The organism is Bacillus pumilus, from assembly GCF_024498355.1.
In the GTDB taxonomy this organism is placed as follows: domain Bacteria; phylum Bacillota; class Bacilli; order Bacillales; family Bacillaceae; genus Bacillus; species Bacillus pumilus_P.
In genome coordinates, this window is sequence record NZ_CP101833.1 from 28,762 (window position 1) to 50,978 (window position 22,217).

The following is a 22,217-nucleotide window of genomic DNA, read 5'->3' on the forward strand; positions in this document are numbered from 1 at the left end:
TGCCGTGCTAAGCGGGGAGGTAGCGGTGCCCTGTACTCGCAATCCGCTCTAGCGAGGCCGAATCCCTTCTCAAGGTTCGTTTACTTCAAGGTCTGCCTTAAATAAGTGGTGTTGACGTCTGGGTCCTGCGCAATGGGAATTCATGAACCATGTCAGGTCCGGAAGGAAGCAGCATTAAGTGAAACCTCTCATGTGCCGCAGGGTTGCCTGGGCCGAGCTAACTGTTTAAGTAACGCTTGGGGTAGCGAATCGACAGAAGGTGCACGGTAAATCAATATTAAATGTAACTCATCTAGTTTATCTAGGTGAGTTTTTTGTTGTTGTTCAAAGAATAGCTCAGTTGCTAGGTTGATACAAATGATTAAAAAGCCTTTTTGAGGTGATTTGCTTTTAAAATGACTTATAACAGGAACTGTTGTTCTGTTTGGGCTGGCAGGTCATTTTGCAAAGCTAGAAAATTTGTTTTTGATTCATGAAAAGTAAAAAATCTTCATATGAAAACGCCATTTTCGCTTATTAGAAAATAAAGGTGTACTTTTGAATTGATCGTTGCATCATGTATAATGAAGATGATGATAAATGGAGGAGGGCGTATTTGTGAGTTATCAAGCTTTATACCGAGTGTTCAGGCCTCAAGTTTTTGAGGATGTTGTTGGACAAGAACACATCACAAAAACGTTGCAAAATGCCCTTTTGCAGAAAAAGTTTTCTCATGCTTACTTATTTTCAGGTCCTAGAGGAACAGGTAAAACAAGTGCTGCTAAGATCTTTGCAAAGGCAGTGAACTGTGAAAAGTCACCTGTTAGTGAACCGTGTAATGAATGTGATGTCTGTAAAGGGATTACAAACGGTTCTATTTCAGACGTGATTGAAATAGATGCTGCCTCGAATAACGGGGTAGATGAAATCCGAGATATACGTGATAAAGTTAAATTTGCTCCTTCGGCGGTTACATATAAGGTTTATATTATAGATGAAGTACATATGCTCTCTATCGGGGCATTTAATGCACTCCTTAAAACGCTAGAGGAACCGCCTGCTCATTGTATCTTTATTTTGGCTACCACAGAGCCTCATAAGATTCCTCTTACCATCATATCCCGGTGTCAGCGATTTGATTTTAAACGGATCACGACAAAAGATATTGTTGGAAGAATGGAGAAAATTGTAGATGCAGAAAGTCTAAATGTACAAGAGGGCTCGCTCGAGATTATTGCTAGTGCAGCAGATGGCGGTATGCGTGATGCACTAAGCCTGTTGGATCAAGCGATCTCATTTAGTGGTGAACAACTGACAATTGATGATGCGCTGCTCATTACAGGTGCTGTATCTCAGCATTTCATTAGTCAGCTTGCCGAAGCTATTTTTGATCAAAATATTGCTGTAGCGTTAGATACATTAAATGAATTGCTCCAGCAGGGGAAAGATGCGGCTAAATTAATAGAGGACATGATCTTTTACTTTAGAGATATGTTGCTTTATAAAACGGCACCAGATCTTGAAGGAGTACTTGAAAAGGTAAAAGTCGATGAAAAGTTCGTGGCGCTCTCTGATCGTGTGACGCCTCAGTTTCTGTATGAGACGATTGAAGTGCTTAATAAAAGCCACCAAGAAATGAAATGGACGAATCATCCAAGGATTTTCTTTGAAGTAGCTGTTGTTAAGCTTTGTCAGTCAACGGCCGGAATGACACAATCTCATGCTCACTCTGATTTAACAGCTTTAACGCATAAAATAGACAGGCTTGAACAGGAGCTATCTAGGCTGAGAGCTGAGGGTGTACCGATGTCTCAGTCTCATAGTCCTCAAGAAAAAAAGGAAGCACCTCGACCACAAACAAGCAACAAAAATGGCTATCGTGCACCTGTTGGCCGAATTCACGAGATTCTAAAAGAAGCGAAGCGGCCGGAGTTAGAAAAATTAAAAGGCAAATGGGGAGAGCTCCTTGCCCAGTTGAAACAGCAAAATAAGGTGTCTCACGCTGCGCTATTAACGGATAGTGAACCAGTTGCAGCTGCATCTCACGCCTTTGTTTTAAAATTCAAGTTCGAAATACATTGTAAGATGGTGGCTGAAGATAAAAGTGGTGTTCGAACCAACCTCGAGCACCTGCTAGAGTCTATGCTAGGAAAAAGAGTGGAATTAGTTGGCGTTCCTGACGCTCAATGGGGTAAAATAAGAGAAGAATTTTTAAAGGATCATCAGCCGGATGAACAGGCAGATGGTCAGGCAACTTCTGCTGAAGAGGATCCATTGATTGCGGAAGCAAAGAAGTTAGTAGGAACTGATTTGATTGAAATTAAAGATTAACTAAAAGAAAGAGAGTGGTGTTCATATGCGCGGTGGAATGGGAAATATGCAAAAAATGATGAAACAAATGCAAAAAATGCAAAAGGATATGGCTAAGGCTCAAGAAGAGCTTGCGGAAAAGGTTCTTGAAGGTACAGCAGGTGGCGGTATGGTCACTGTCAAAGTAAATGGACAAAAAGAAGTCGTTGATGTAGCAATTAATGAAGAAGTTGTCGATCCTGAAGACATCGATATGCTTCAAGACCTTGTACTTGCAGCGACAAATGATGCATTGAAAAAAGTCGATGAGCTAACAAATGAAACAATGGGTCAATTCACAAAAGGAATGAACATGCCAGGTTTATTCTAGGGGGAATAACTAAAGATGCAATATCCTGAACCAATATCAAAGCTGATTGATAGCTTTATGAAATTGCCAGGAATCGGACCGAAAACTGCGGTCCGTCTGGCTTTTTTTGTTCTTAGTATGCAGGAAGATGTCGTACTAGACTTTGCGAAGGCGCTTGTAAATGCAAAGCGTAATTTAACTTATTGTTCGGTTTGCGGCCATATCACTGATCAGGATCCCTGCTATATTTGTGAAGATACAAGAAGAGATCAATCTGTTATCTGTGTAGTACAAGATCCAAAAGATGTGATTGCAATGGAAAAGATGAAAGAATATAACGGCTTATATCATGTGCTTCATGGTGCCATTTCGCCAATGGACGGAATTGGACCGGAGGATATTAAAATTCCTGATTTATTAAAAAGATTGCAAGACGATCAAGTGACAGAGGTGATTCTTGCAACCAACCCAAACATTGAAGGAGAAGCTACAGCCATGTATATCTCCAGATTGTTGAAACCATCAGGAATTAAACTCTCTCGTATTGCTCACGGACTCCCAGTAGGTGGAGATTTAGAGTATGCAGATGAAGTCACACTTTCTAAGGCTCTAGAAGGCAGACGTGAGATGTAGGAAGGAGAAGTACGGTACATGGGTTTTCTTCGCAGAAAATCAATTCGAAAAGAATTCGATGAGAAACTAATTCAACAGCTTTTTAAGCAAAAGGAAGAATGGAACAGACAAAAAAAGCTTGTCGCAAATAGCGTTGAGCCTTCACCGGACATTCTATTCGAATTAAAGCTTGCTCAAGCGAAGTACTTTTTCTATCTGAGAGAAGCGAAAAAGAGGAATATACGTTTAAACAACTGGAGGTAGCAGGTCTATTTTACATAGTCCTCTCATATGCTTGTACTATTCATATGAAGAGGAGATGAGAGGATTATGGAACCTGTTATTGTGATTGGTTCAATTTTGCTTGCTGTATTATTGTTGTTTATGTCAGGTGTTCAAGCGAATCCATTCAAATGGTTAGGACTTATCGGAGTTAAGTTTGTGGCAGGCGCTCTTTTTTTATTTTGCCTGAATTTGTTCGGTGAGAGTTTAGGGCTTCATGTCTCCATTAACCCTGTAACGAGTGGAATTAGTGGTTTATTGGGCATTCCAGGCGTAGCGGCTTTAGTCGTAATAGAAAAGTTTATTATTTAATGAAAAATAATATTGACTTTGATTCTGTATGGTGGTAAATTAATATACGTCGCTGATGACGAAGAAACGAAAAAACATAACAACAAAAAAGTTGTTGACACTAACAACTTGGATGTGATAAGATGTTCTAGTCGCTTCTGAAGCGGTAAACAAGTTCTTTGAAAACTAAACAAGACAAAACGTACCTGTTAATTCGAGTTTTTATAAAAAAATCCTATGATACATCATAGGTAGTCAGTCAAACTGACGAAAAACGAAACTTCGGTTTTGTTCTTTTTCGGAGAGTTTGATCCTGGCTCAGGACGAACGCTGGCGGCGTGCCTAATACATGCAAGTCGAGCGGACAGAAGGGAGCTTGCTCCCGGATGTTAGCGGCGGACGGGTGAGTAACACGTGGGTAACCTGCCTGTAAGACTGGGATAACTCCGGGAAACCGGAGCTAATACCGGATAGTTCCTTGAACCGCATGGTTCAAGGGTGAAAGACGGTTTCGGCTGTCACTTACAGATGGACCCGCGGCGCATTAGCTAGTTGGTGGGGTAATGGCTCACCAAGGCAACGATGCGTAGCCGACCTGAGAGGGTGATCGGCCACACTGGGACTGAGACACGGCCCAGACTCCTACGGGAGGCAGCAGTAGGGAATCTTCCGCAATGGACGAAAGTCTGACGGAGCAACGCCGCGTGAGTGATGAAGGTTTTCGGATCGTAAAGCTCTGTTGTTAGGGAAGAACAAGTGCGAGAGTAACTGCTCGCACCTTGACGGTACCTAACCAGAAAGCCACGGCTAACTACGTGCCAGCAGCCGCGGTAATACGTAGGTGGCAAGCGTTGTCCGGAATTATTGGGCGTAAAGGGCTCGCAGGCGGTTTCTTAAGTCTGATGTGAAAGCCCCCGGCTCAACCGGGGAGGGTCATTGGAAACTGGGAAACTTGAGTGCAGAAGAGGAGAGTGGAATTCCACGTGTAGCGGTGAAATGCGTAGAGATGTGGAGGAACACCAGTGGCGAAGGCGACTCTCTGGTCTGTAACTGACGCTGAGGAGCGAAAGCGTGGGGAGCGAACAGGATTAGATACCCTGGTAGTCCACGCCGTAAACGATGAGTGCTAAGTGTTAGGGGGTTTCCGCCCCTTAGTGCTGCAGCTAACGCATTAAGCACTCCGCCTGGGGAGTACGGTCGCAAGACTGAAACTCAAAGGAATTGACGGGGGCCCGCACAAGCGGTGGAGCATGTGGTTTAATTCGAAGCAACGCGAAGAACCTTACCAGGTCTTGACATCCTCTGACAACCCTAGAGATAGGGCTTTCCCTTCGGGGACAGAGTGACAGGTGGTGCATGGTTGTCGTCAGCTCGTGTCGTGAGATGTTGGGTTAAGTCCCGCAACGAGCGCAACCCTTGATCTTAGTTGCCAGCATTTAGTTGGGCACTCTAAGGTGACTGCCGGTGACAAACCGGAGGAAGGTGGGGATGACGTCAAATCATCATGCCCCTTATGACCTGGGCTACACACGTGCTACAATGGACAGAACAAAGGGCTGCGAGACCGCAAGGTTTAGCGAATCCCATAAATCTGTTCTCAGTTCGGATCGCAGTCTGCAACTCGACTGCGTGAAGCTGGAATCGCTAGTAATCGCGGATCAGCATGCCGCGGTGAATACGTTCCCGGGCCTTGTACACACCGCCCGTCACACCACGAGAGTTTGCAACACCCGAAGTCGGTGAGGTAACCTTTATGGAGCCAGCCGCCGAAGGTGGGGCAGATGATTGGGGTGAAGTCGTAACAAGGTAGCCGTATCGGAAGGTGCGGCTGGATCACCTCCTTTCTAAGGATATATGGAGCAGCGTGCGTTTTCGTCTTGTTTAGTTTTGAAGGAACTTGGAAAAGATCCTACAACATCATATCTTCGATATGAAAGATGGGCCTGTAGCTCAGCTGGTTAGAGCGCACGCCTGATAAGCGTGAGGTCGGTGGTTCGAGTCCACTCAGGCCCACCATCTTCTATAAATCGGGGCCTTAGCTCAGCTGGGAGAGCGCCTGCCTTGCACGCAGGAGGTCAGCGGTTCGATCCCGCTAGGCTCCACCAACGTGTTCTTTGAAAACTAGATAACAATAAGTAATACATTCACATTGAATGCAATGCAAAGTTCATCACACATAGTGATTCTTTCTAAAGTAAGAAATGGTTAAGTTAGAAAGGGCGCACGGTGGATGCCTTGGCACTAGGAGCCGATGAAGGACGGGACGAACACCGATATGCTTCGGGGAGCTGTAAGCAAGCTTTGATCCGGAGATTTCCGAATGGGGAAACCCACTGCTCGTAATGGAGTAGTATCCATACTTGAATACATAGAGTATGAGAAGGCATACCCGGGGAACTGAAACATCTAAGTACCCGGAGGAAGAGAAAGCAAATGCGATTCCCTAAGTAGCGGCGAGCGAAACGGGAACAGCCCAAACCAAGAGGCTTGCCTCTTGGGGTTGTAGGACACTCTATACGGAGTTACAAAGGAATGATATAAGCGAAGAGGTCTGGAAAGGCCCGCCAGAGAAGGTAACAGCCCTGTAACTGAAATGTCATTCCCTCCAGAGTGGATCCTGAGTACGGCGGAACACGTGAAATTCCGTCGGAATCCGGGAGGACCATCTCCCAAGGCTAAATACTCCCTAGTGACCGATAGTGAACCAGTACCGTGAGGGAAAGGTGAAAAGCACCCCGGAAGGGGAGTGAAATAGATCCTGAAACCGTGTGCCTACAAGTAGTCAGAGCCCGTTAACGGGTGATGGCGTGCCTTTTGTAGAATGAACCGGCGAGTTACGATCCCGTGCAAGGTTAAGCAGAAGATGCGGAGCCGCAGCGAAAGCGAGTCTGAATAGGGCGCATGAGTACGTGGTCGTAGACCCGAAACCAGGTGATCTACCCATGTCCAGGGTGAAGTTCAGGTAACACTGAATGGAGGCCCGAACCCACGCACGTTGAAAAGTGCGGGGATGAGGTGTGGGTAGGGGTGAAATGCCAATCGAACCTGGAGATAGCTGGTTCTCTCCGAAATAGCTTTAGGGCTAGCCTCAAGGTAAGAGTCTCGGAGGTAGAGCACTGATTGGACTAGGGGCCCCTACCGGGTTACCGAATTCAGTCAAACTCCGAATGCCGATGACTTATCCTTGGGAGTCAGACTGCGAGTGATAAGATCCGTAGTCGAAAGGGAAACAGCCCAGACCGCCAGCTAAGGTCCCAAAGTATACGTTAAGTGGAAAAGGATGTGGAGTTGCTTAGACAACCAGGATGTTGGCTTAGAAGCAGCCACCATTTAAAGAGTGCGTAATAGCTCACTGGTCGAGTGACTCTGCGCCGAAAATGTACCGGGGCTAAACGTATCACCGAAGCTGCGGACTGTTCTTACGAACAGTGGTAGGAGAGCGTTCTAAGGGCTGTGAAGCCAGACCGGAAGGACTGGTGGAGCGCTTAGAAGTGAGAATGCCGGTATGAGTAGCGAAAGACGGGTGAGAATCCCGTCCACCGAATGCCTAAGGTTTCCTGAGGAAGGCTCGTCCGCTCAGGGTTAGTCGGGACCTAAGCCGAGGCCGAAAGGCGTAGGCGATGGACAACAGGTTGATATTCCTGTACCACCTCCTCACCATTTGAGCAATGGGGGGACGCAGGAGGATAGGGTAAGCGCGGTATTGGATATCCGCGTCCAAGCAGTTAGGCTGGGAAATAGGCAAATCCGTTTCCCGTAAAGGCTGAGCTGTGATGGCGAGCGAAATTTAGTAGCGAAGTTCCTGATTCCACACTGCCAAGAAAAGCCTCTAGCGAGGTGAGAGGTGCCCGTACCGCAAACCGACACAGGTAGGCGAGGAGAGAATCCTAAGGTGATCGAGAGAACTCTCGTTAAGGAACTCGGCAAAATGACCCCGTAACTTCGGGAGAAGGGGTGCTTCTTAGGGTGTTAAAGCCCCGAGAAGCCGCAGTGAATAGGCCCAGGCGACTGTTTAGCAAAAACACAGGTCTCTGCGAAGCCGTAAGGCGAAGTATAGGGGCTGACGCCTGCCCGGTGCTGGAAGGTTAAGAGGAGCGCTTAGCGTAAGCGAAGGTGCGAATTGAAGCCCCAGTAAACGGCGGCCGTAACTATAACGGTCCTAAGGTAGCGAAATTCCTTGTCGGGTAAGTTCCGACCCGCACGAAAGGCGCAACGATCTGGGCACTGTCTCAACGAGAGACTCGGTGAAATTATAGTACCTGTGAAGATGCAGGTTACCCGCGACAGGACGGAAAGACCCCGTGGAGCTTTACTGCAGCCTGATATTGAATGTTGGTACAGCTTGTACAGGATAGGTAGGAGCCTTGGAAACCGGAGCGCTAGCTTCGGTGGAGGCATCGGTGGGATACTACCCTGGCTGTATTGACCTTCTAACCCGCTGCCCTTATCGGGCAGGGAGACAGTGTCAGGTGGGCAGTTTGACTGGGGCGGTCGCCTCCTAAAATGTAACGGAGGCGCCCAAAGGTTCCCTCAGAATGGTTGGAAATCATTCGCAGAGTGTAAAGGCACAAGGGAGCTTGACTGCGAGACCTACAAGTCGAGCAGGGACGAAAGTCGGGCTTAGTGATCCGGTGGTTCCGCATGGAAGGGCCATCGCTCAACGGATAAAAGCTACCCCGGGGATAACAGGCTTATCTCCCCCAAGAGTCCACATCGACGGGGAGGTTTGGCACCTCGATGTCGGCTCATCGCATCCTGGGGCTGTAGTCGGTCCCAAGGGTTGGGCTGTTCGCCCATTAAAGCGGTACGCGAGCTGGGTTCAGAACGTCGTGAGACAGTTCGGTCCCTATCCGTCGCGGGCGCAGGAAATTTGAGAGGAGCTGTCCTTAGTACGAGAGGACCGGGATGGACGCACCGCTGGTGTACCAGTTGTTCTGCCAAGGGCATCGCTGGGTAGCTATGTGCGGACGGGATAAGTGCTGAAAGCATCTAAGCATGAAGCCCCCCTCAAGATGAGATTTCCCATTCCGCAAGGAAGTAAGATCCCTGAAAGATGATCAGGTTGATAGGTCTGAGGTGGAAGCGTGGTGACACGTGGAGCTGACAGATACTAATAGATCGAGGACTTAACCTATATTCTAATGTGAAGCATGAACGTTGTTATCTAGTTTTGAGAGAACATTCTCTCCATCAGGTTTGGTGGCGATAGCGAAGAGGTCACACCCGTTCCCATACCGAACACGGAAGTTAAGCTCTTCAGCGCCGATGGTAGTTGGGGGTTTCCCCCTGTGAGAGTAGGACGCCGCCAAGCTTTTCTAAGGATCAGTTCCAGACGGAACTGGTCTTTTTTGTTTTTTTAAGAAAAGGAACAAACACTCGATCTGGGATGTATACATATACTAAACTACCATCTAAAACATTCTTAATTTTGTATACAATTGAAAGCGCTAGGGCATACTGAAGCTATGAGTGGAGGTGTCACAATGAGCAAAAAAGAGCGAGAAGCGATTTGTTTGATTTGTGAAGAGAAAAAGACAAAGGGAATATATTTATATCATCAGTTTTTGTGCCGAGACTGTGAGCGAAAGTTAATTTCTACATCGACCTCGGATCCTAGCTATGCCGATTATGTAAGAAAGCTTAAAAATCTTCATACGCCGCCTTTGTATTCATAGACCACTAGATGGTCTTTTTTTATGAGCTATCGAGGATTGGACCTGTTTTTTGGAACTTAGTTTGGACAACACCCGTAATAAATAATAAGATAAACAGAGAGCCTGATTATTCATAGGAGTCGATGAACATGAAATCAATCTTTTTCACATTTATATGGGCCATCTTCTCTACTCTTTTCTCGATTGTGATTTTAACCGTCAGTATTGGGGTTTTCCACCATCATGTTGGATTATCGATACTGTATGCGATGATTGGGTGGGGTGCGATGTTTGCAGGAAGCAGATGGGTTGCTTTCCAGTTGTTTTTAAAGAAACACGGATTGTCTCGTAGTGATTATGTATATATTAAACAGCACTTCAAAGAAGCAGGGCAAAAGCTGGTTCGTTTGAAGAAAGCTTTATTTGCTGTGAAAAACATGCAGACGATCAAACATAATTATGAAATCCTTCGGCTTGCACGACGAATCTATACGATTACAAAAAAGGAACCGAACCGATTTTATGATGCACAGCGATTTTATTTCGAAAGTTTGGATTCTGTCGTTGAACTAATCGAAAAATATGCATTACTGTATAATCAGCCTAATCGCAGTCATGAGCTTGAAATGACACTGAGCCAAACTCGAGTTACACTGACAGAGCTGCAAAAGCAATTGACGAATGATTTGCAGCAAGTTTTAGGAAGAGACATAGAAGCCCTTCACATTGAACTTGAAGTGGCCGATAAAATGATCAAAAAATAGATGAAAGGAGTCAGACTCGATGAAACCAGAAGATCAAGTCACACCACCATCAGCATCTACTATAGATCTTCAGTTTCGGGTGTTTGATACCTTATCTGATAAGGAAAAACAAGAGGCTATAGAGCGGGCTGAAAAGATCCCTGACAATCCGCAAAAGCTGCTTTTCTATGGTACACGTGTGCAGGAACGATTATTGGAACAATCACAACACATGATGAAATATGTTGAGAAAAAAGATATCGATCAAATAGGAGATGTGCTTGAAGCCTTTTTGCAGCAACTACATTTAGTGGAGCCAGAGGATTTACTGCCAAAGAAGCAGGGCCCTTTTTTGAGGTTGTTTCATCGGGGGAAGCGTTCTACTCAGGAGATCATTTCTCGTTTTAAACAAGCAGAAGCTCAAATAGAGAGATTATCAGCAAGGCTCCGTTACGCAAGAGGCGTATTAATCTCCGACCATAAGTTATTAGAGCGTTTATTTGAAGAAAATCAATCATATTTCCAAGAGATGACACTACAGGTTGCAGCAGTTGAAGCGAAATTGACACAGTTAGAGCAGCAGGTCCTATCAGAAGCGAAACATTCTAATGATCGGACATTAGAGGAGCAATTGATGAGTCAGGAAGTAAATGAGGAAGAATATATGGAGAGATTGAAAGAACGGAAGTATGACTTGCTGTTAAGCCGGCAAATTGCACTGCAATGTAATGCCCAAATTCGGATGATTCAGTATACAAATCATACCTTAGCCAATCATATCCAATCAACCGTCTCCGCATCTATTCCTCTATGGATCAACCAAATGTCAATTGCATTAACTCATATTCAGCAGCGAGCCAATTCAGCCCTTGAGCAGCGAATCCAACAAACGTATGAAAAGGTATCAAAGCAGCAGGGACAGCTTCTTGAAGACGCATCATTAACGCCTATAGATACGTTGAAAAAGGCTCAACGCCAATTAGCCGAAACATTACAGGAAACGTTACAGGTGAAAGAACATGGGAGCCAAGAGAGAGCTCAATTAAAAAGCAACATGTACGAGGCGGAGCAGAAGCTGGCGAATCATCAACCAATAAAGGAATGAGAAACCATCTATCGGTTCACTTGTTTGAACGTTATAATAGAAATAAGATATCGTTTAAGTGAAAAGGGTCGATTTGTTTGAAAACACCTTTATATACAGCATTATCACAACATGCGGAAAAGAAGCCTTATTCTTTTCACGTTCCAGGACATCACAATGGAGATGTCTTTTTTGATGAGGCACGGTCTTACTATGCATCAATTCTTCAGCTGGATGTGACGGAGCTTGAAGGTCTAGATGATCTCCACCACCCGACTGGTGTGATTCAAGAGGCAGAGGATTTATTGGCAAAGCTATATGGGGCAAAGCAAAGCTTTTTCCTTGTGAATGGCACAACAGTTGGAAATCTAGCGATGGTGATGGCTGCATGTCGGACTGAAGATGAGATTTTTGTTCAGCGAAATTGTCATAAGTCTGTTTTCCATGCGATTGAGCTGGCAGGAGCAACGCCTATTATGTTAGACACTGAGATCGATTCATGCTTGCACGTCCCAACCCATGTTACTGATGAAACAGTCAAAAAAGCTATCGCGAAACACCCGAACTGCCGAGCAATCGTTTTGACGTATCCGAACTACTATGGACATGCAGCTAATTTATCAAAGCTGATTCACATGTGTCATGAAGCGGGCATGATTGTTTTGGTTGATGAGGCACATGGTGCGCATTTTGTATTAGGCGGCGCCTTTCCTCCATCTGCCCTTTCCTACGGAGCAGACGTGGTGGTACAATCAGCACATAAAACCCTTCCAGCGATGACGATGGGTTCTTATCTCCATCTCCAAGGGGACCGAATAGATGCGAAGCGTATGAAGACATTGTTAACGATGCTTCAAAGCAGTTCACCTTCTTATCCAATTGTGGCTACGTTAGATGTGGCGAGAGCTTATGTTGAAGAGATCAAGGGAAAAGGGAAATTGGACGGAATCATGACAGGGCTGGCAAAGCTGAAAGAACAGTTCAACAGGATGTCCAATCTCGAAGTGGTCGAGTCTGACTCGTTATCTACGGATCCATTAAAATGCGTCATTCGTTCAACAAAAGGGCTGACAGGCTATGAACTAAAAAAGGTGCTTGAATCGGTTGATGTTCACCCAGAACTTGCGGATGAACATCAAGTCTTACTCGTTTTTGGTCTGGGACAGACGAAGGACGTCCCTTTTTCAGCCATAGAGCAGGCGCTTCAGCAAAGTGATGTATTGCATGAAAAAAAAGAGCATCTTCAAAAGGCGACGCGATTCATAGAGGTCGATCAGCAAAGACAAGACATAGAAGCCGTCCCATTCGAAAAAGCAGCAGGCCTGATCAGTGCAGAATCGGTTATTCCCTATCCGCCTGGCATTCCTTTGATGATTAAGGGAGAGCGTATTGAAGCGGATCAAATTTCGAAGTTAAGCCGTTTGCTTGGACATCACGTTCATGTTCAAGCAAGTCAGGTGATTCACCAGAGAAAATTATATGTTTATATAGAAGAGGAGACACTATGAGTGGTATGTTTATTACGTTTGAAGGGCCAGAGGGTGCTGGAAAAACGACAGTGATACGAAAAGTGTACGAAGAAATGAAGCGCCAAGGATATGCAGTGATGGCGACACGAGAGCCAGGAGGCATCGAAATTGCAGAGCAGATTCGTGAAGTCATTTTAAACGAAAAAAATACAAAAATGGACGCAAAAACAGAGGCATTGCTGTATGCAGCAGCAAGAAGACAGCATTTGGCTGAGAAAGTAGAACCTGCATTGCAACGCGGGGACACGGTCTTATGTGATCGTTTTGTCGATAGCTCCCTTGCTTATCAAGGCTATGCGAGAGGGCTTGGGATTGAAGAAGTCAAATCAATTAACGATTTTGCCATTAATGGTACAATGCCGCAAATGACTATTTACTTTTCCATTACACCAGAGGAAGGTCTAAAGCGAATCGACGCCAATCAAGGAAGAGAAAAAAATCGATTAGATATGGAGACCCTGAATTTCCACCAGCTGGTCAGAGAAGGCTATGAATTACTAATTGCGCAATCACCAGAACGATTCCGTGTAGTGGATGCGTCTCAGCCGATGCAGGATGTCTATGAAGAAGTGCTTCAGTTGATTCAGGACACATTAAAGAAAAATCAAATATGACCTGATTCCCAATCGTTGTTATAATATAGAGGAAGACATCGGCATGTCACCTGTGCCTAAAACGAAGGAGGCCAATCAAATGAAATTAATTGTTGCCGTTGTACAGGACCAAGATAGCAGCAAATTGTTGAAAATATTGACTGAACATCATTTCGGCGTGACAAAATTAGCTTCAACTGGTGGGTTTTTAAAGTCTGGAAATACGACTTTTATCATTGGTTGTGATGATGTCCGAGTGGATAAGGCATTACAGCTTATAAAGGAAAATTGCCGTAAACGTGATCAAATGATCGCGCCTGTATCACCAATGGGTGGAAATGCAGATTCATACGTACCATACCCTGTTGAGGTTGAAGTTGGTGGAGCTACTGTCTTTATTCTGCCAGTTGAACAATTTCATCAATTTTAAGGATGGGTTGCTGTGAAAATTAATCAAGATATGCGGCTGCTTTTAGAAAAGCGTGAACTTCAAGCGATTAAAGGAAGCCAGACATCTGCTTCTTTTAAAGCTTCTATGGAGACGCAAAGCGGCAAAATGCGCTTAGAACAACTGACGGTCATGCTGAGTGATATCGAGGTGTTCGGTAAAAAGCTGACAAAGTCACGAAACCTAAAGGATTTAGCCAGGTTTAAAGGACTTGTGAAGCGCTTTGTGAAAGAGACCGTCGATAATGGATTAAATATAGAGACGTCAAGGAGCTTTGACCTTTATGGCAACACGCGAACACTCGCTTTAGTCAAAGCATTAGATGAAAAGCTTATTGAATTAACAGAGGATATGATGGATCAAGAGAAACCCTCTATTGATTTGCTTGAACGTATTGGAGAAATAAAAGGTTTATTGATTAACCTTTACACATAGAGAGTGATAACATGGCAATTAGCTGGGATGACATGAATGATTTGCAGCCGCGCGTCATGCGGCTGATTTTTAATAGTATTGATAAAGACCGACTTGCCCATGCTTACTTATTTGAAGGGAAAAAAGGGACAGGAAAGCTAGATGCTGCCATGCTTTTGGCTAAGAGCTTTTTTTGCTTGGAAGCAGGAGTGAAACCATGTGAATCTTGTCAAAACTGCAAAAGGATTGAGTCTGGAAACCATCCAGATTTACATGTAGTGCAGCCTGACGGCCAATCGATTAAGAAAGCGCAAGTGCAGGCATTGCAGGAGGAATTTACAAAAGCAGGTGTAGAATCGCACCGGAAAATGTATATCATTCTTCATGCGGACAAAATGACGGTCAATGCCGCGAACAGTTTATTAAAGTTCCTAGAGGAGCCTAATCGGGAAACGATGGCGGTTTTAATTACTGAGCAATCGCATAAAATGCTGGATACGATTATTTCAAGATGTCAGATGCTTAGCTTTCAGCCGTTGCAGCCACAATCTTTGGAGCAGCAGCTTTTACAAGAAGGCGTATCTCAGCATCTTGCAAGGCTTTTGTCGAATTTAACTAATAATTTAGCAGAAGCACTCGAATTAAGTCGAAATGATCAGTTTGCAGAGTCTAGATCGAAAGTGATAAAATTGTATGAAGTCTTACACCAGCGAAAAGAACATGCATTTTTTTATATACAAGATCAATGGATGCCTTTTTTCAAAGAGAAAGACCTTCAAGAAACAGGTCTGGATATGCTTTTATTTATATATCGTGATGTATTGTCGATTCAAATAGGAAATGAAGATAAAGTCATTTATCAAGACTTATTCCAGACAATGGAGCAGCACGCGCTGCATTCCACACAGCAGATGGTGACGAACCAGATCCTTGCTGTATTAGAAGCGAAAAAGAGACTTCAATCCAACGTGAATGCCCAAGGGCTAATGGAGCAATTGGTGTTGATGTTGCAGGAGGGATAAGCTTGTACAACGTAATTGGTGTTCGCTTTAAAAAAGCGGGCAAAATCTATTATTTTGATCCTAATGGATTTCATATAGAAAATGATAGTTGCGTCATTGTAGAAACGGTCAGAGGGGTTGAGTACGGACAAGTGGTCATCGCGAATAAAAAAGTAGATGAACACGACGTGGTCCTTCCTCTACGTAAGGTGATTCGTGTAGCAGACGAACGAGACCGGCTCATCGTTGAGGAAAACAAAGAAGCAGCGATGGCAGCCTTTGATACATGTCTTCAGAAGGTAAGTGAACACGGCCTGGAAATGAAGCTAGTCGATGTTGAATTTACATTTGACCGAAACAAGGTTATCTTCTATTTTACAGCGGACGGCAGAGTAGATTTTCGTGAGCTGGTGAAGGATCTCGCATCGATTTTCAAGACGAGAATTGAACTTCGCCAAATCGGTGTAAGAGATGAGGCAAAAATGCTGGGCGGCATAGGTCCTTGTGGAAGAATGCTTTGCTGTTCAACATTTCTAGGAGATTTTGAACCGGTGTCCATAAAAATGGCAAAAGATCAAAACCTGTCGTTAAACCCTACGAAAATTTCTGGGCTTTGCGGCCGTTTGATGTGCTGCTTGAAATATGAGAATGATGAGTATGAAACAGCGAAAGAACAATTACCGGATATCGGTGAAACGATTCAGACGTCTAATGGCTCTGCAAAGGTAGTAGGGCTCAACATTTTAGAACGAATTTTGCAAGTTGAATTAACCGGGCAAGAAAAAGTGGTAGAATATACTTGGGAAGAATTATTACAAGAAGGCGTTGTATCTGCACAAACAACTGAGTAACGAGGTGTGCCACCTTGGATAAAAAGGAACTATTTGATACAGTGATCAATTTAGAAGAACAAATCGGTTCTCTTTATCGACAGCTAGGAGATTTGAAAAATCATATCGGTGAAGTGATTGAAGAAAATCATCAGCTTCAGATGGAGAATCAGCACTTGCGTGAACGTCTGGATCAATCCGATCGAGACAAATCGTCTGAGGCGGAGAATGATTTTGCCCAGAAGTCAAGTCATTCTGATATAGGAGAAGGTCATGATAACCTTGCTCGGTTATATCAGGAAGGCTTCCATATTTGTAATGTACATTATGGGAGTATTCGTAAAGAGGGAGACTGTTTGTTCTGTCTGTCATTTTTAAATAAAAAGTGAGAAAAGGCTTCCGCTGAATCGGGAGCCTTTTTCACAGGAATAGAAAGGATACATCATGGTTTCGTTAAGAGAAGATGAACGTTTAGATTACTTGCTCGCTGAAGATATGAAAATTATTCAAAGTAAAACCGTGTTCGCCTTTTCATTGGATGCGGTATTATTAGCAAAATTTGCGTATGTGCCGATCCAAAAGGGAGAAATCATCGATCTTTGTACGGGAAATGGCATCGTGTCATTGCTGCTTTCAACTCGATCTAAGGCCTCTATTACAGGTGTTGAAATCCAAGAACGTCTGTTTGATATGGCGAAAAGAAGTGTGGAGCATAATCAATTAGAGCATCAGATTGAATTGATACATGGTGATTTGAATGATATGCCAGAACGCTATGGGAACCACAAAGTAGATGTGATCACATGTAATCCGCCGTATTTTAAGACACCCTCTAAGGATGAAATCAATGAAAATGAATATTTGGCAATTGCACGGCATGAAATTCATTGTACATTAGAAGACGTCATTCGTGTTTCTTCCACTTTGCTGAAGCAAGGGGGCAAACTGGCAATGGTTCACCGCCCAGGACGGTTGCTTGAGATTGTTGAAATGATGAAGAAATACCGTATTGAGCCAAAGCGAATTCGATTTGTTTATCCTAAACAGGGGAAAGAAGCCAATACAATCTTAATAGAAGGCATGAAAGATGGAAAGCCAGATTTGAAAATATTGCCGCCCCTCTTTGTTTATGGGGAAGACCAAGAGTATACAGAAGAAATCAGGACGATACTATATGGAGAAGCATAATCATTACTTTTATGTATTGAAATGTGCAGATGGCAGTTTGTATGCTGGGTATACAAATGACTTACAAAAAAGGCTGACTACCCACAATAGTGGAAAGGGAGCAAAATATACAAGAGCGAGACGGCCGGTTGAGCTTTATTACCATGAATGTTTTTCAACCAAAAGAGAAGCCATGCAGCAAGAATATCGTTTCAAAACTTGGACACGTCAAAAGAAAGACATTTATATAGAAGAAATGCGAATGGAAAAGGAGGCGGCACATGAAAAAGACACAGAAGAGCTTTGATGGTCAATCCGAAATGGGTATTCTTTATCTCGTACCAACCCCAATTGGAAACTTAGAAGATATGACGTTCCGAGCGATACAAACGTTAAAAGATGTAGACTATATTGCCGCAGAAGATACGAGACAAACGAAAAAGCTTTGTCATGTATATGAAATTGATACACCGTTAACGAGTTATCATGAGCATAACAAAGATAGCAGTGGTTACAAGTTAATCGAATGGCTAAAAGAAGGGAAAAATATCGCACTAGTGAGCGATGCTGGTTTACCGACTATTTCTGATCCTGGAGCTGAAGTGGTTCGAGACTTTACAAGCATCGGAGGCTATGTCATTCCGCTACCTGGTGCAAACGCGGCATTAACGGCGCTCATTGCGTCAGGGATCGCGCCACAGCCATTTTTCTTTTACGGTTTTCTTGATCGTCAAAAAAAAGAAAAGAAAAAACAGCTGGAAGCATTGAAGAAACGCCAGGAAACGATTATTTTCTATGAAGCGCCCCATCGGTTAAAAGAAACGCTGACCGTGATGAAGGCAGTGTGGGGGAACCGGAACATAGCGATTACGCGAGAACTGACAAAAAAATTCGAAGAGTTTATTCGTGGAGATTTAGAGTACGTGCTGACATGGGCTACGGAACAACAAATTCGCGGCGAATTTTGTCTTGTGGTACAAGGAAATGACCAGGATGAAGAAGAGCTGAATGAAGAAGCCTGGTGGAAGGCCTTATCTGAAAAAGAACACGTGATCCATTACATAGAGGAAGGATTGACGTCGAAGGAAGCCATTAAACGTACAGCAGTCGAACGTGGTGTGCCAAAGCGCACGATATACGATGCCTATCATATTGAACAATAAAGAAAGGTTCTTGCAAACGGTGCAAGAACCTTTTTATATGAAACTTATTTTTGTGATTGAAGTTGGTTTTGGATTTCGTTAATGATTTGCTCTGCACCTTCACGGCTAAGAACTAATTTACCATTAGCAAGTTTAAGGTTATCGTCTGATACTTCACCTGTTACTTGGCAAGTCATGTTTGGTTTATATTTTTTTAGGATAATTTTTTCATCATCAACATAAATTTCCAAAGCGTCTTTTTCAGCGATTCCTAGTGTACGACGAAGTTCGATTGGAATCACCACGCGTCCTAATTCGTCAACTTTACGTACAATACCTGTAGATTTCATCTTCATTCTCCTCCCAAAAAGTTCTTATTCTTAATATAATATTATCTTCGTCATTATTCGACAAATTCCTTACATTCCTAGCATAACAAGGTTTCCATAAATCGTCAATCATTTTGTTTACTATTGTTTGTAAAATATGACTCTTAAAGTCAAAGGACCTTGAAACTATTGGTGTATAAGGATTTTGTGGACTTCGTCTATGAAAACATGATAAATGACGAGAACAGATTGACAAGACTTTTGCCCTAAATTAGCCAATTATAAATCTGGAAGTATATTTCATACGACAATATTCGACAAAATGTCGAGCGGTTTGTCGTTTTTTCGAAAAACTCATCTTTTTCGATCATTTCAGCTTGTTCCATGTATATATGCTTGATCTTAAAGGCTAAGATGGTATCATAGAGAAAGCACAAGTGCAAAACATAATGAAATGATCTGACACATTTTAATGAAGTGATTATAGCCGCTCTCGTCCATTGGGCGGGAGCTTTTGACATTTACACACACGCAGGAGGTTCCGACATGCCGGAAAAGAAAAAAACGTTTTATCTGACAACACCTATTTACTATCCGAGCGGAAAATTACATATTGGACATGCTTATACGACAGTGGCAGGGGATGCCATGGCTCGTTATAAACGTCTTCAAGGCTATGATGTGATGTATTTAACAGGTACAGATGAGCACGGACAAAAAATTCAGCAAAAAGCTGAAGAACAAAATATTACACCGATTGAGTATTTAGATCCCGTCGTTACAGACATTCAATCATTATGGAAGAAACTCGACATTTCAAATGATGATTTCATTCGTACAACGGAAAAAAGGCATACGAAAATCATTGAGCAAGTCTTCCAAAAGCTGCTTGATCAAGGAGATATCTATTTAGATCAATATGAGGGCTGGTACAGTATTCCTGATGAAACATTCTATACGGAAACACAGCTTGTTGATGTTGAGCGAAATGAGAAAGGTGAAGTCATTGGCGGGAAAAGCCCCGACAGTGGTCACCCTGTTGAATTGATTAAAGAGGAATCATATTTCTTCCGTATGAGTAAGTATGCAGATCGTTTACTGGACTACTACGAAAAGAACCCATCGTTCATTCAGCCTGAATCAAGAAAGAATGAAATGATCAATAACTTCATTAAACCAGGTTTAGAGGATTTAGCTGTATCAAGAACAACCTTTGATTGGGGAATTAAAGTACCTAATAATCCGAAACACGTGATTTATGTATGGATTGATGCGTTATTCAACTATTTAACAGCGATTGGCTATGGAACCGATCAGGATGAAAAATATAAAAAATATTGGCCTGCCAACGTGCACCTTGTAGGGAAAGAAATTGTGCGCTTCCATACAATTTATTGGCCAATTATGCTGATGGCACTTGATCTGCCTCTGCCGAAACAAATTTTCGCACACGGCTGGCTGCTCATGAAAGATGGCAAAATGTCTAAATCAAAAGGGAATGTGGTAGATCCGGTCACATTAATTGATCGCTATGGTCTTGATGCCCTTCGTTATTATCTACTTCGCGAAGTGCCATTTGGTGCGGATGGCGTGTTTACACCAGAAGGATTTGTGGAACGTGTAAACTATGATCTTGCCAATGATTTAGGGAACTTACTTAACCGTACGGTCGCGATGGTACAAAAATATTTTGATGGTACATTAAGCAGTTATAAGGGTCCTGTCAATGAATTTGATGAGGAGCTTAAAGCTGTGGCTGAACAAACGGTAAAAGCCTATGAAGAAGCGATGGAAAACCTTGAATTCTCGGTGGCTCTTACAAATGTTTGGACATTGATCAGCAGAACTAATAAATATATTGATCAAACAGCTCCATGGGTGTTAGCGAAGGATGAAACGAAACGAAAAGAACTGCACTCTGTCATGTATCATTTGGCAGAATCACTTCGAATCACAGCAGTGCAATTAACACCATTCTTAACAAAAACACCTGAGAAAATCTTCTTCCAGCTTGGAATTGAAGAAGAGAAGCTTAAAAGCTGGGACAGCATTCTTTCTTTTGGTGCGATTCAAAAAGCAACAGTACAAAAAGGAGAGCCGTTGTTCCCGCGTTTAGAGGTTGAAGAAGAAGTGGCGTACATTAAAGAGAAAATGCAGGGAAGTGCTCCTAAGGTAGAAGAAGAGAAAGCTGAAATAGAAGAAACGGAATTACCTGAACTGGGAGCAGAAATTGCATTTGATGATTTCTCGAAAGTTGATCTTCGAGTAGCACAAGTTTTGGAAGCAGCTCCAGTTAAAAAAGCGGATCGTCTCTTAAAGCTTCAGCTTGATTTTGGATTTGAAAAAAGACAAATTGTCTCAGGGATTGCCAAGCATTATCAACCAGATGAATTGGTAGGGAAGAAGCTTGTTTGCGTAGCAAATCTCACGCCAGTTAAACTCAGAGGGGAAATTTCCCAGGGAATGATTTTAACTGGGGAAACTGGTGGGAAATTGCAGGTCCTTGAAGTGGATCAATCTCTAGCGAATGGAACAAAAATTTTATAAATCAACAAAGGTGTTCCACGTGTAACATTTCGTCGAACACCTTTTGTTTTTTAGGAGAATTGTCGAAAGGAGCAATCAACGATGTTATTTGATACACATGCCCATTTAAATGCGGAACAATACAATGAAGACTTAGAGCAGGTGATCGAAAGAGCGAAAAGTGAAAAGGTAGAGAAAATCGTCGTAGTCGGGTTTGACCGCTCAACCATAACGAGAGCGATGGAGTTAATTGAAGAGTATGATTTCATTTATGCAGCGATCGGCTGGCATCCTGTCGATGCCATTGATATGACAGATGAGGATTTGGCTTGGATCAAAGAATTATCTCAACATGAAAAGGTCGTTGCCATTGGAGAAATGGGTCTGGATTACTATTGGGACAAGTCGCCAAAAGATGTACAAAAAGAAGTCTTTAGACGTCAAATTGCTCTTGCGAAGGAAGTGAATCTGCCAATCATCATTCATAACCGTGACGCAACGGAAGATGTCGTGACGATCTTAAAGGAAGAGGGAGCGGCGGAAGTTGGTGGTATTATGCACTGCTTTACAGGAAGCCTAGAAATTGCAAAAGCGTGTATGGATATGAACTTTTATATTTCATTCGGTGGACCCGTGACATTTAAAAATGCCAAAAAACCGAAAGAAGTTGTAAAGGACATACCAAGTGATCGACTATTGATTGAAACAGACTGCCCATATTTAACACCAGCGCCATTTAGAGGGAAACGAAATGAGCCAAGCTATGTGAAATATATCGCAGAGCAAATTGCCGAATTACGAGAAATCAGCTTTGAAGAGCTTGCTGAATTGACAACAGAAAATGCGAAAAAAGTTTTCCGTATAAACTGACAGTATATGATGTCAAACCTTGTTTAAGCCTGTCCAATTGTGAAACATAACGAAAAAGTTCTAC

The 22,217-nt window shown here is 43.3% G+C and carries 21 protein-coding genes, 2 tRNA genes, 3 rRNA genes and 1 other RNA gene; 26 read left to right on the forward strand and 1 reads right to left on the reverse strand.

Features of this window, described 5'->3' with window-relative positions; translation table 11 throughout:
* The first annotated feature begins 2 nt into the window (after positions 1 to 2).
* The 24 genes from ffs to rsmI all read left to right on the forward strand — a co-directional run bounded on the left by ffs (position 3) and on the right by rsmI (position 18,449).
* An RNA gene (gene ffs / locus NPA43_RS00135) (signal recognition particle sRNA large type) lies at positions 3 to 267 on the forward strand.
* Between the two features lie 330 nt (positions 268 to 597).
* Entirely contained in the window at positions 598 to 2,310 is a 1,713-nt protein-coding gene (gene dnaX / locus NPA43_RS00140; RefSeq protein ID WP_249705348.1) for a DNA polymerase III subunit gamma/tau, read from the forward strand.
* A gap of 25 nt (positions 2,311 to 2,335) precedes the next feature.
* Positions 2,336 to 2,659, forward strand: coding sequence for a YbaB/EbfC family nucleoid-associated protein (locus NPA43_RS00145; RefSeq protein WP_008342011.1), 324 nt, complete (start codon positions 2,336 to 2,338; stop codon positions 2,657 to 2,659).
* Positions 2,660 to 2,674: 15 nt separating this feature from the next.
* Positions 2,675 to 3,271: a recombination protein RecR gene (gene recR, locus NPA43_RS00150; RefSeq protein ID WP_003218094.1), complete on the forward strand. Its 597-nt coding sequence runs from the start codon at positions 2,675 to 2,677 to the stop codon at positions 3,269 to 3,271.
* 18 nt (positions 3,272 to 3,289) lie between these two features.
* Positions 3,290 to 3,514, forward strand: coding sequence for a YaaL family protein (locus NPA43_RS00155; RefSeq protein WP_008360288.1), 225 nt, complete (start codon positions 3,290 to 3,292; stop codon positions 3,512 to 3,514).
* Positions 3,515 to 3,580: 66 nt separating this feature from the next.
* Positions 3,581 to 3,844: a pro-sigmaK processing inhibitor BofA family protein gene (locus tag NPA43_RS00160; protein WP_008342006.1), complete on the forward strand. Its 264-nt coding sequence runs from the start codon at positions 3,581 to 3,583 to the stop codon at positions 3,842 to 3,844.
* A 274-nt stretch (positions 3,845 to 4,118) separates the two neighbouring features.
* Positions 4,119 to 5,667, forward strand: a 16S ribosomal RNA gene (locus NPA43_RS00165).
* A gap of 95 nt (positions 5,668 to 5,762) precedes the next feature.
* Positions 5,763 to 5,839: transfer RNA gene (locus NPA43_RS00170), tRNA-Ile, on the forward strand.
* Positions 5,840 to 5,852: 13 nt separating this feature from the next.
* Positions 5,853 to 5,928, forward strand: a tRNA-Ala gene (locus NPA43_RS00175).
* 98 nt (positions 5,929 to 6,026) lie between these two features.
* Positions 6,027 to 8,957 (forward strand): 23S ribosomal RNA (locus NPA43_RS00180).
* A 61-nt stretch (positions 8,958 to 9,018) separates the two neighbouring features.
* Positions 9,019 to 9,134 (forward strand): 5S ribosomal RNA (rrf, locus tag NPA43_RS00185).
* Together the 16S, 23S and 5S rRNA genes with 2 tRNA genes alongside form the textbook arrangement of a ribosomal RNA operon.
* A gap of 172 nt (positions 9,135 to 9,306) precedes the next feature.
* Positions 9,307 to 9,498, forward strand: a complete 192-nt coding sequence (locus NPA43_RS00190) for a sigma factor G inhibitor Gin (RefSeq protein ID WP_017359334.1) — start codon at positions 9,307 to 9,309, stop codon at positions 9,496 to 9,498.
* 128 nt (positions 9,499 to 9,626) lie between these two features.
* Entirely contained in the window at positions 9,627 to 10,241 is a 615-nt protein-coding gene (locus NPA43_RS00195) for a 5-bromo-4-chloroindolyl phosphate hydrolysis family protein (protein ID WP_099728344.1), read from the forward strand.
* A gap of 19 nt (positions 10,242 to 10,260) precedes the next feature.
* Positions 10,261 to 11,325 (forward strand): toxic anion resistance protein, encoded by a 1,065-nt coding sequence (locus NPA43_RS00200; protein WP_256499203.1) that lies wholly within the window; start codon positions 10,261 to 10,263, stop codon positions 11,323 to 11,325.
* Positions 11,326 to 11,402: 77 nt separating this feature from the next.
* Positions 11,403 to 12,812, forward strand: coding sequence for an aminotransferase class I/II-fold pyridoxal phosphate-dependent enzyme (locus tag NPA43_RS00205; protein ID WP_256499204.1), 1,410 nt, complete (start codon positions 11,403 to 11,405; stop codon positions 12,810 to 12,812).
* Positions 12,809 to 13,447, forward strand: coding sequence for a dTMP kinase (gene tmk, locus NPA43_RS00210; RefSeq protein WP_034324521.1), 639 nt, complete (start codon positions 12,809 to 12,811; stop codon positions 13,445 to 13,447). The genes NPA43_RS00205 and tmk overlap by 4 nt, the downstream gene beginning before the upstream one ends.
* 79 nt (positions 13,448 to 13,526) lie before the next feature.
* Positions 13,527 to 13,856: a cyclic-di-AMP receptor gene (locus NPA43_RS00215; protein ID WP_024425625.1), complete on the forward strand. Its 330-nt coding sequence runs from the start codon at positions 13,527 to 13,529 to the stop codon at positions 13,854 to 13,856.
* Between the two features lie 12 nt (positions 13,857 to 13,868).
* Complete coding sequence (locus NPA43_RS00220) at positions 13,869 to 14,309, forward strand: YaaR family protein (RefSeq protein WP_230031690.1); 441 nt, start codon at positions 13,869 to 13,871, stop codon at positions 14,307 to 14,309.
* An 11-nt stretch (positions 14,310 to 14,320) separates the two neighbouring features.
* Positions 14,321 to 15,310, forward strand: coding sequence for a DNA polymerase III subunit delta' (gene holB, locus NPA43_RS00225; RefSeq protein ID WP_256499205.1), 990 nt, complete (start codon positions 14,321 to 14,323; stop codon positions 15,308 to 15,310).
* A gap of 2 nt (positions 15,311 to 15,312) precedes the next feature.
* Positions 15,313 to 16,140 carry a competence/sporulation regulator complex protein RicT gene (locus NPA43_RS00230; protein ID WP_099728338.1) on the forward strand — a complete coding sequence of 276 codons (828 nt, stop codon included), beginning with the start codon at positions 15,313 to 15,315 and terminating at the stop codon, positions 16,138 to 16,140.
* A gap of 14 nt (positions 16,141 to 16,154) precedes the next feature.
* A complete protein-coding gene (yabA, locus tag NPA43_RS00235; RefSeq protein ID WP_230031692.1) occupies positions 16,155 to 16,508 on the forward strand; it encodes a DNA replication initiation control protein YabA in 354 nt (117 codons plus the stop codon).
* Between the two features lie 55 nt (positions 16,509 to 16,563).
* Positions 16,564 to 17,307, forward strand: coding sequence for a tRNA1(Val) (adenine(37)-N6)-methyltransferase (locus NPA43_RS00240; protein WP_256499206.1), 744 nt, complete (start codon positions 16,564 to 16,566; stop codon positions 17,305 to 17,307).
* A complete protein-coding gene (locus NPA43_RS00245; protein ID WP_099728336.1) occupies positions 17,294 to 17,593 on the forward strand; it encodes a GIY-YIG nuclease family protein in 300 nt (99 codons plus the stop codon). The genes NPA43_RS00240 and NPA43_RS00245 overlap by 14 nt, the downstream gene beginning before the upstream one ends.
* Positions 17,568 to 18,449 carry a 16S rRNA (cytidine(1402)-2'-O)-methyltransferase gene (gene rsmI, locus NPA43_RS00250; protein WP_099728335.1) on the forward strand — a complete coding sequence of 294 codons (882 nt, stop codon included), beginning with the start codon at positions 17,568 to 17,570 and terminating at the stop codon, positions 18,447 to 18,449. The genes NPA43_RS00245 and rsmI overlap by 26 nt, the downstream gene beginning before the upstream one ends.
* Positions 18,450 to 18,493: 44 nt before the next feature.
* Here rsmI and NPA43_RS00255 read toward each other — a convergent pair whose 3' ends face one another.
* Positions 18,494 to 18,784, reverse strand: coding sequence for a transition state genes transcriptional regulator AbrB (locus NPA43_RS00255; protein ID WP_087975202.1), 291 nt, complete (start codon positions 18,782 to 18,784; stop codon positions 18,494 to 18,496).
* Between the two features lie 519 nt (positions 18,785 to 19,303).
* Between NPA43_RS00255 and metG the strand changes: the two genes are divergently transcribed.
* Both metG and NPA43_RS00265 read left to right on the forward strand, forming a co-directional pair.
* On the forward strand, positions 19,304 to 21,304 hold the full coding sequence (gene metG, locus NPA43_RS00260; protein WP_249705133.1) for a methionine--tRNA ligase: 2,001 nt from the start codon (positions 19,304 to 19,306) through the stop codon (positions 21,302 to 21,304).
* 81 nt (positions 21,305 to 21,385) lie between these two features.
* The gene (locus NPA43_RS00265) at positions 21,386 to 22,153 is read left to right on the forward strand and encodes a TatD family hydrolase (protein WP_230031695.1); all 768 of its coding nucleotides are present in this window, start codon (positions 21,386 to 21,388) and stop codon (positions 22,151 to 22,153) included.
* Positions 22,154 to 22,217 lie beyond the last annotated feature (64 nt).

What these genes read in the sequence shown, in the direction of transcription:
- NPA43_RS00145 (WP_008342011.1), top strand. Translation starts at nt 2,336, where the DNA reads ATGCGCGGTGGAATGGGAAATATGCAAAAAATGATGAAACAAATGCAA.
- recR (WP_003218094.1), top strand. Translation starts at nt 2,675, where the DNA reads ATGCAATATCCTGAACCAATATCAAAGCTGATTGATAGCTTTATGAAA.
- NPA43_RS00155 (WP_008360288.1), top strand. Translation starts at nt 3,290, where the DNA reads ATGGGTTTTCTTCGCAGAAAATCAATTCGAAAAGAATTCGATGAGAAA.
- NPA43_RS00160 (WP_008342006.1), top strand. Translation starts at nt 3,581, where the DNA reads ATGGAACCTGTTATTGTGATTGGTTCAATTTTGCTTGCTGTATTATTG.
- NPA43_RS00190 (WP_017359334.1), top strand. Translation starts at nt 9,307, where the DNA reads ATGAGCAAAAAAGAGCGAGAAGCGATTTGTTTGATTTGTGAAGAGAAA.
- NPA43_RS00195 (WP_099728344.1), top strand. Translation starts at nt 9,627, where the DNA reads ATGAAATCAATCTTTTTCACATTTATATGGGCCATCTTCTCTACTCTT.
- NPA43_RS00200 (WP_256499203.1), top strand. Translation starts at nt 10,261, where the DNA reads ATGAAACCAGAAGATCAAGTCACACCACCATCAGCATCTACTATAGAT.
- tmk (WP_034324521.1), top strand. Translation starts at nt 12,809, where the DNA reads ATGAGTGGTATGTTTATTACGTTTGAAGGGCCAGAGGGTGCTGGAAAA.
- NPA43_RS00215 (WP_024425625.1), top strand. Translation starts at nt 13,527, where the DNA reads ATGAAATTAATTGTTGCCGTTGTACAGGACCAAGATAGCAGCAAATTG.
- holB (WP_256499205.1), top strand. Translation starts at nt 14,321, where the DNA reads ATGGCAATTAGCTGGGATGACATGAATGATTTGCAGCCGCGCGTCATG.
- NPA43_RS00240 (WP_256499206.1), top strand. Translation starts at nt 16,564, where the DNA reads ATGGTTTCGTTAAGAGAAGATGAACGTTTAGATTACTTGCTCGCTGAA.
- NPA43_RS00245 (WP_099728336.1), top strand. Translation starts at nt 17,294, where the DNA reads ATGGAGAAGCATAATCATTACTTTTATGTATTGAAATGTGCAGATGGC.
- rsmI (WP_099728335.1), top strand. Translation starts at nt 17,568, where the DNA reads ATGAAAAAGACACAGAAGAGCTTTGATGGTCAATCCGAAATGGGTATT.
- NPA43_RS00255 (WP_087975202.1), bottom strand. Translation starts at nt 18,784, where the DNA reads ATGAAGATGAAATCTACAGGTATTGTACGTAAAGTTGACGAATTAGGA.
- metG (WP_249705133.1), top strand. Translation starts at nt 19,304, where the DNA reads ATGCCGGAAAAGAAAAAAACGTTTTATCTGACAACACCTATTTACTAT.
- NPA43_RS00265 (WP_230031695.1), top strand. Translation starts at nt 21,386, where the DNA reads ATGTTATTTGATACACATGCCCATTTAAATGCGGAACAATACAATGAA.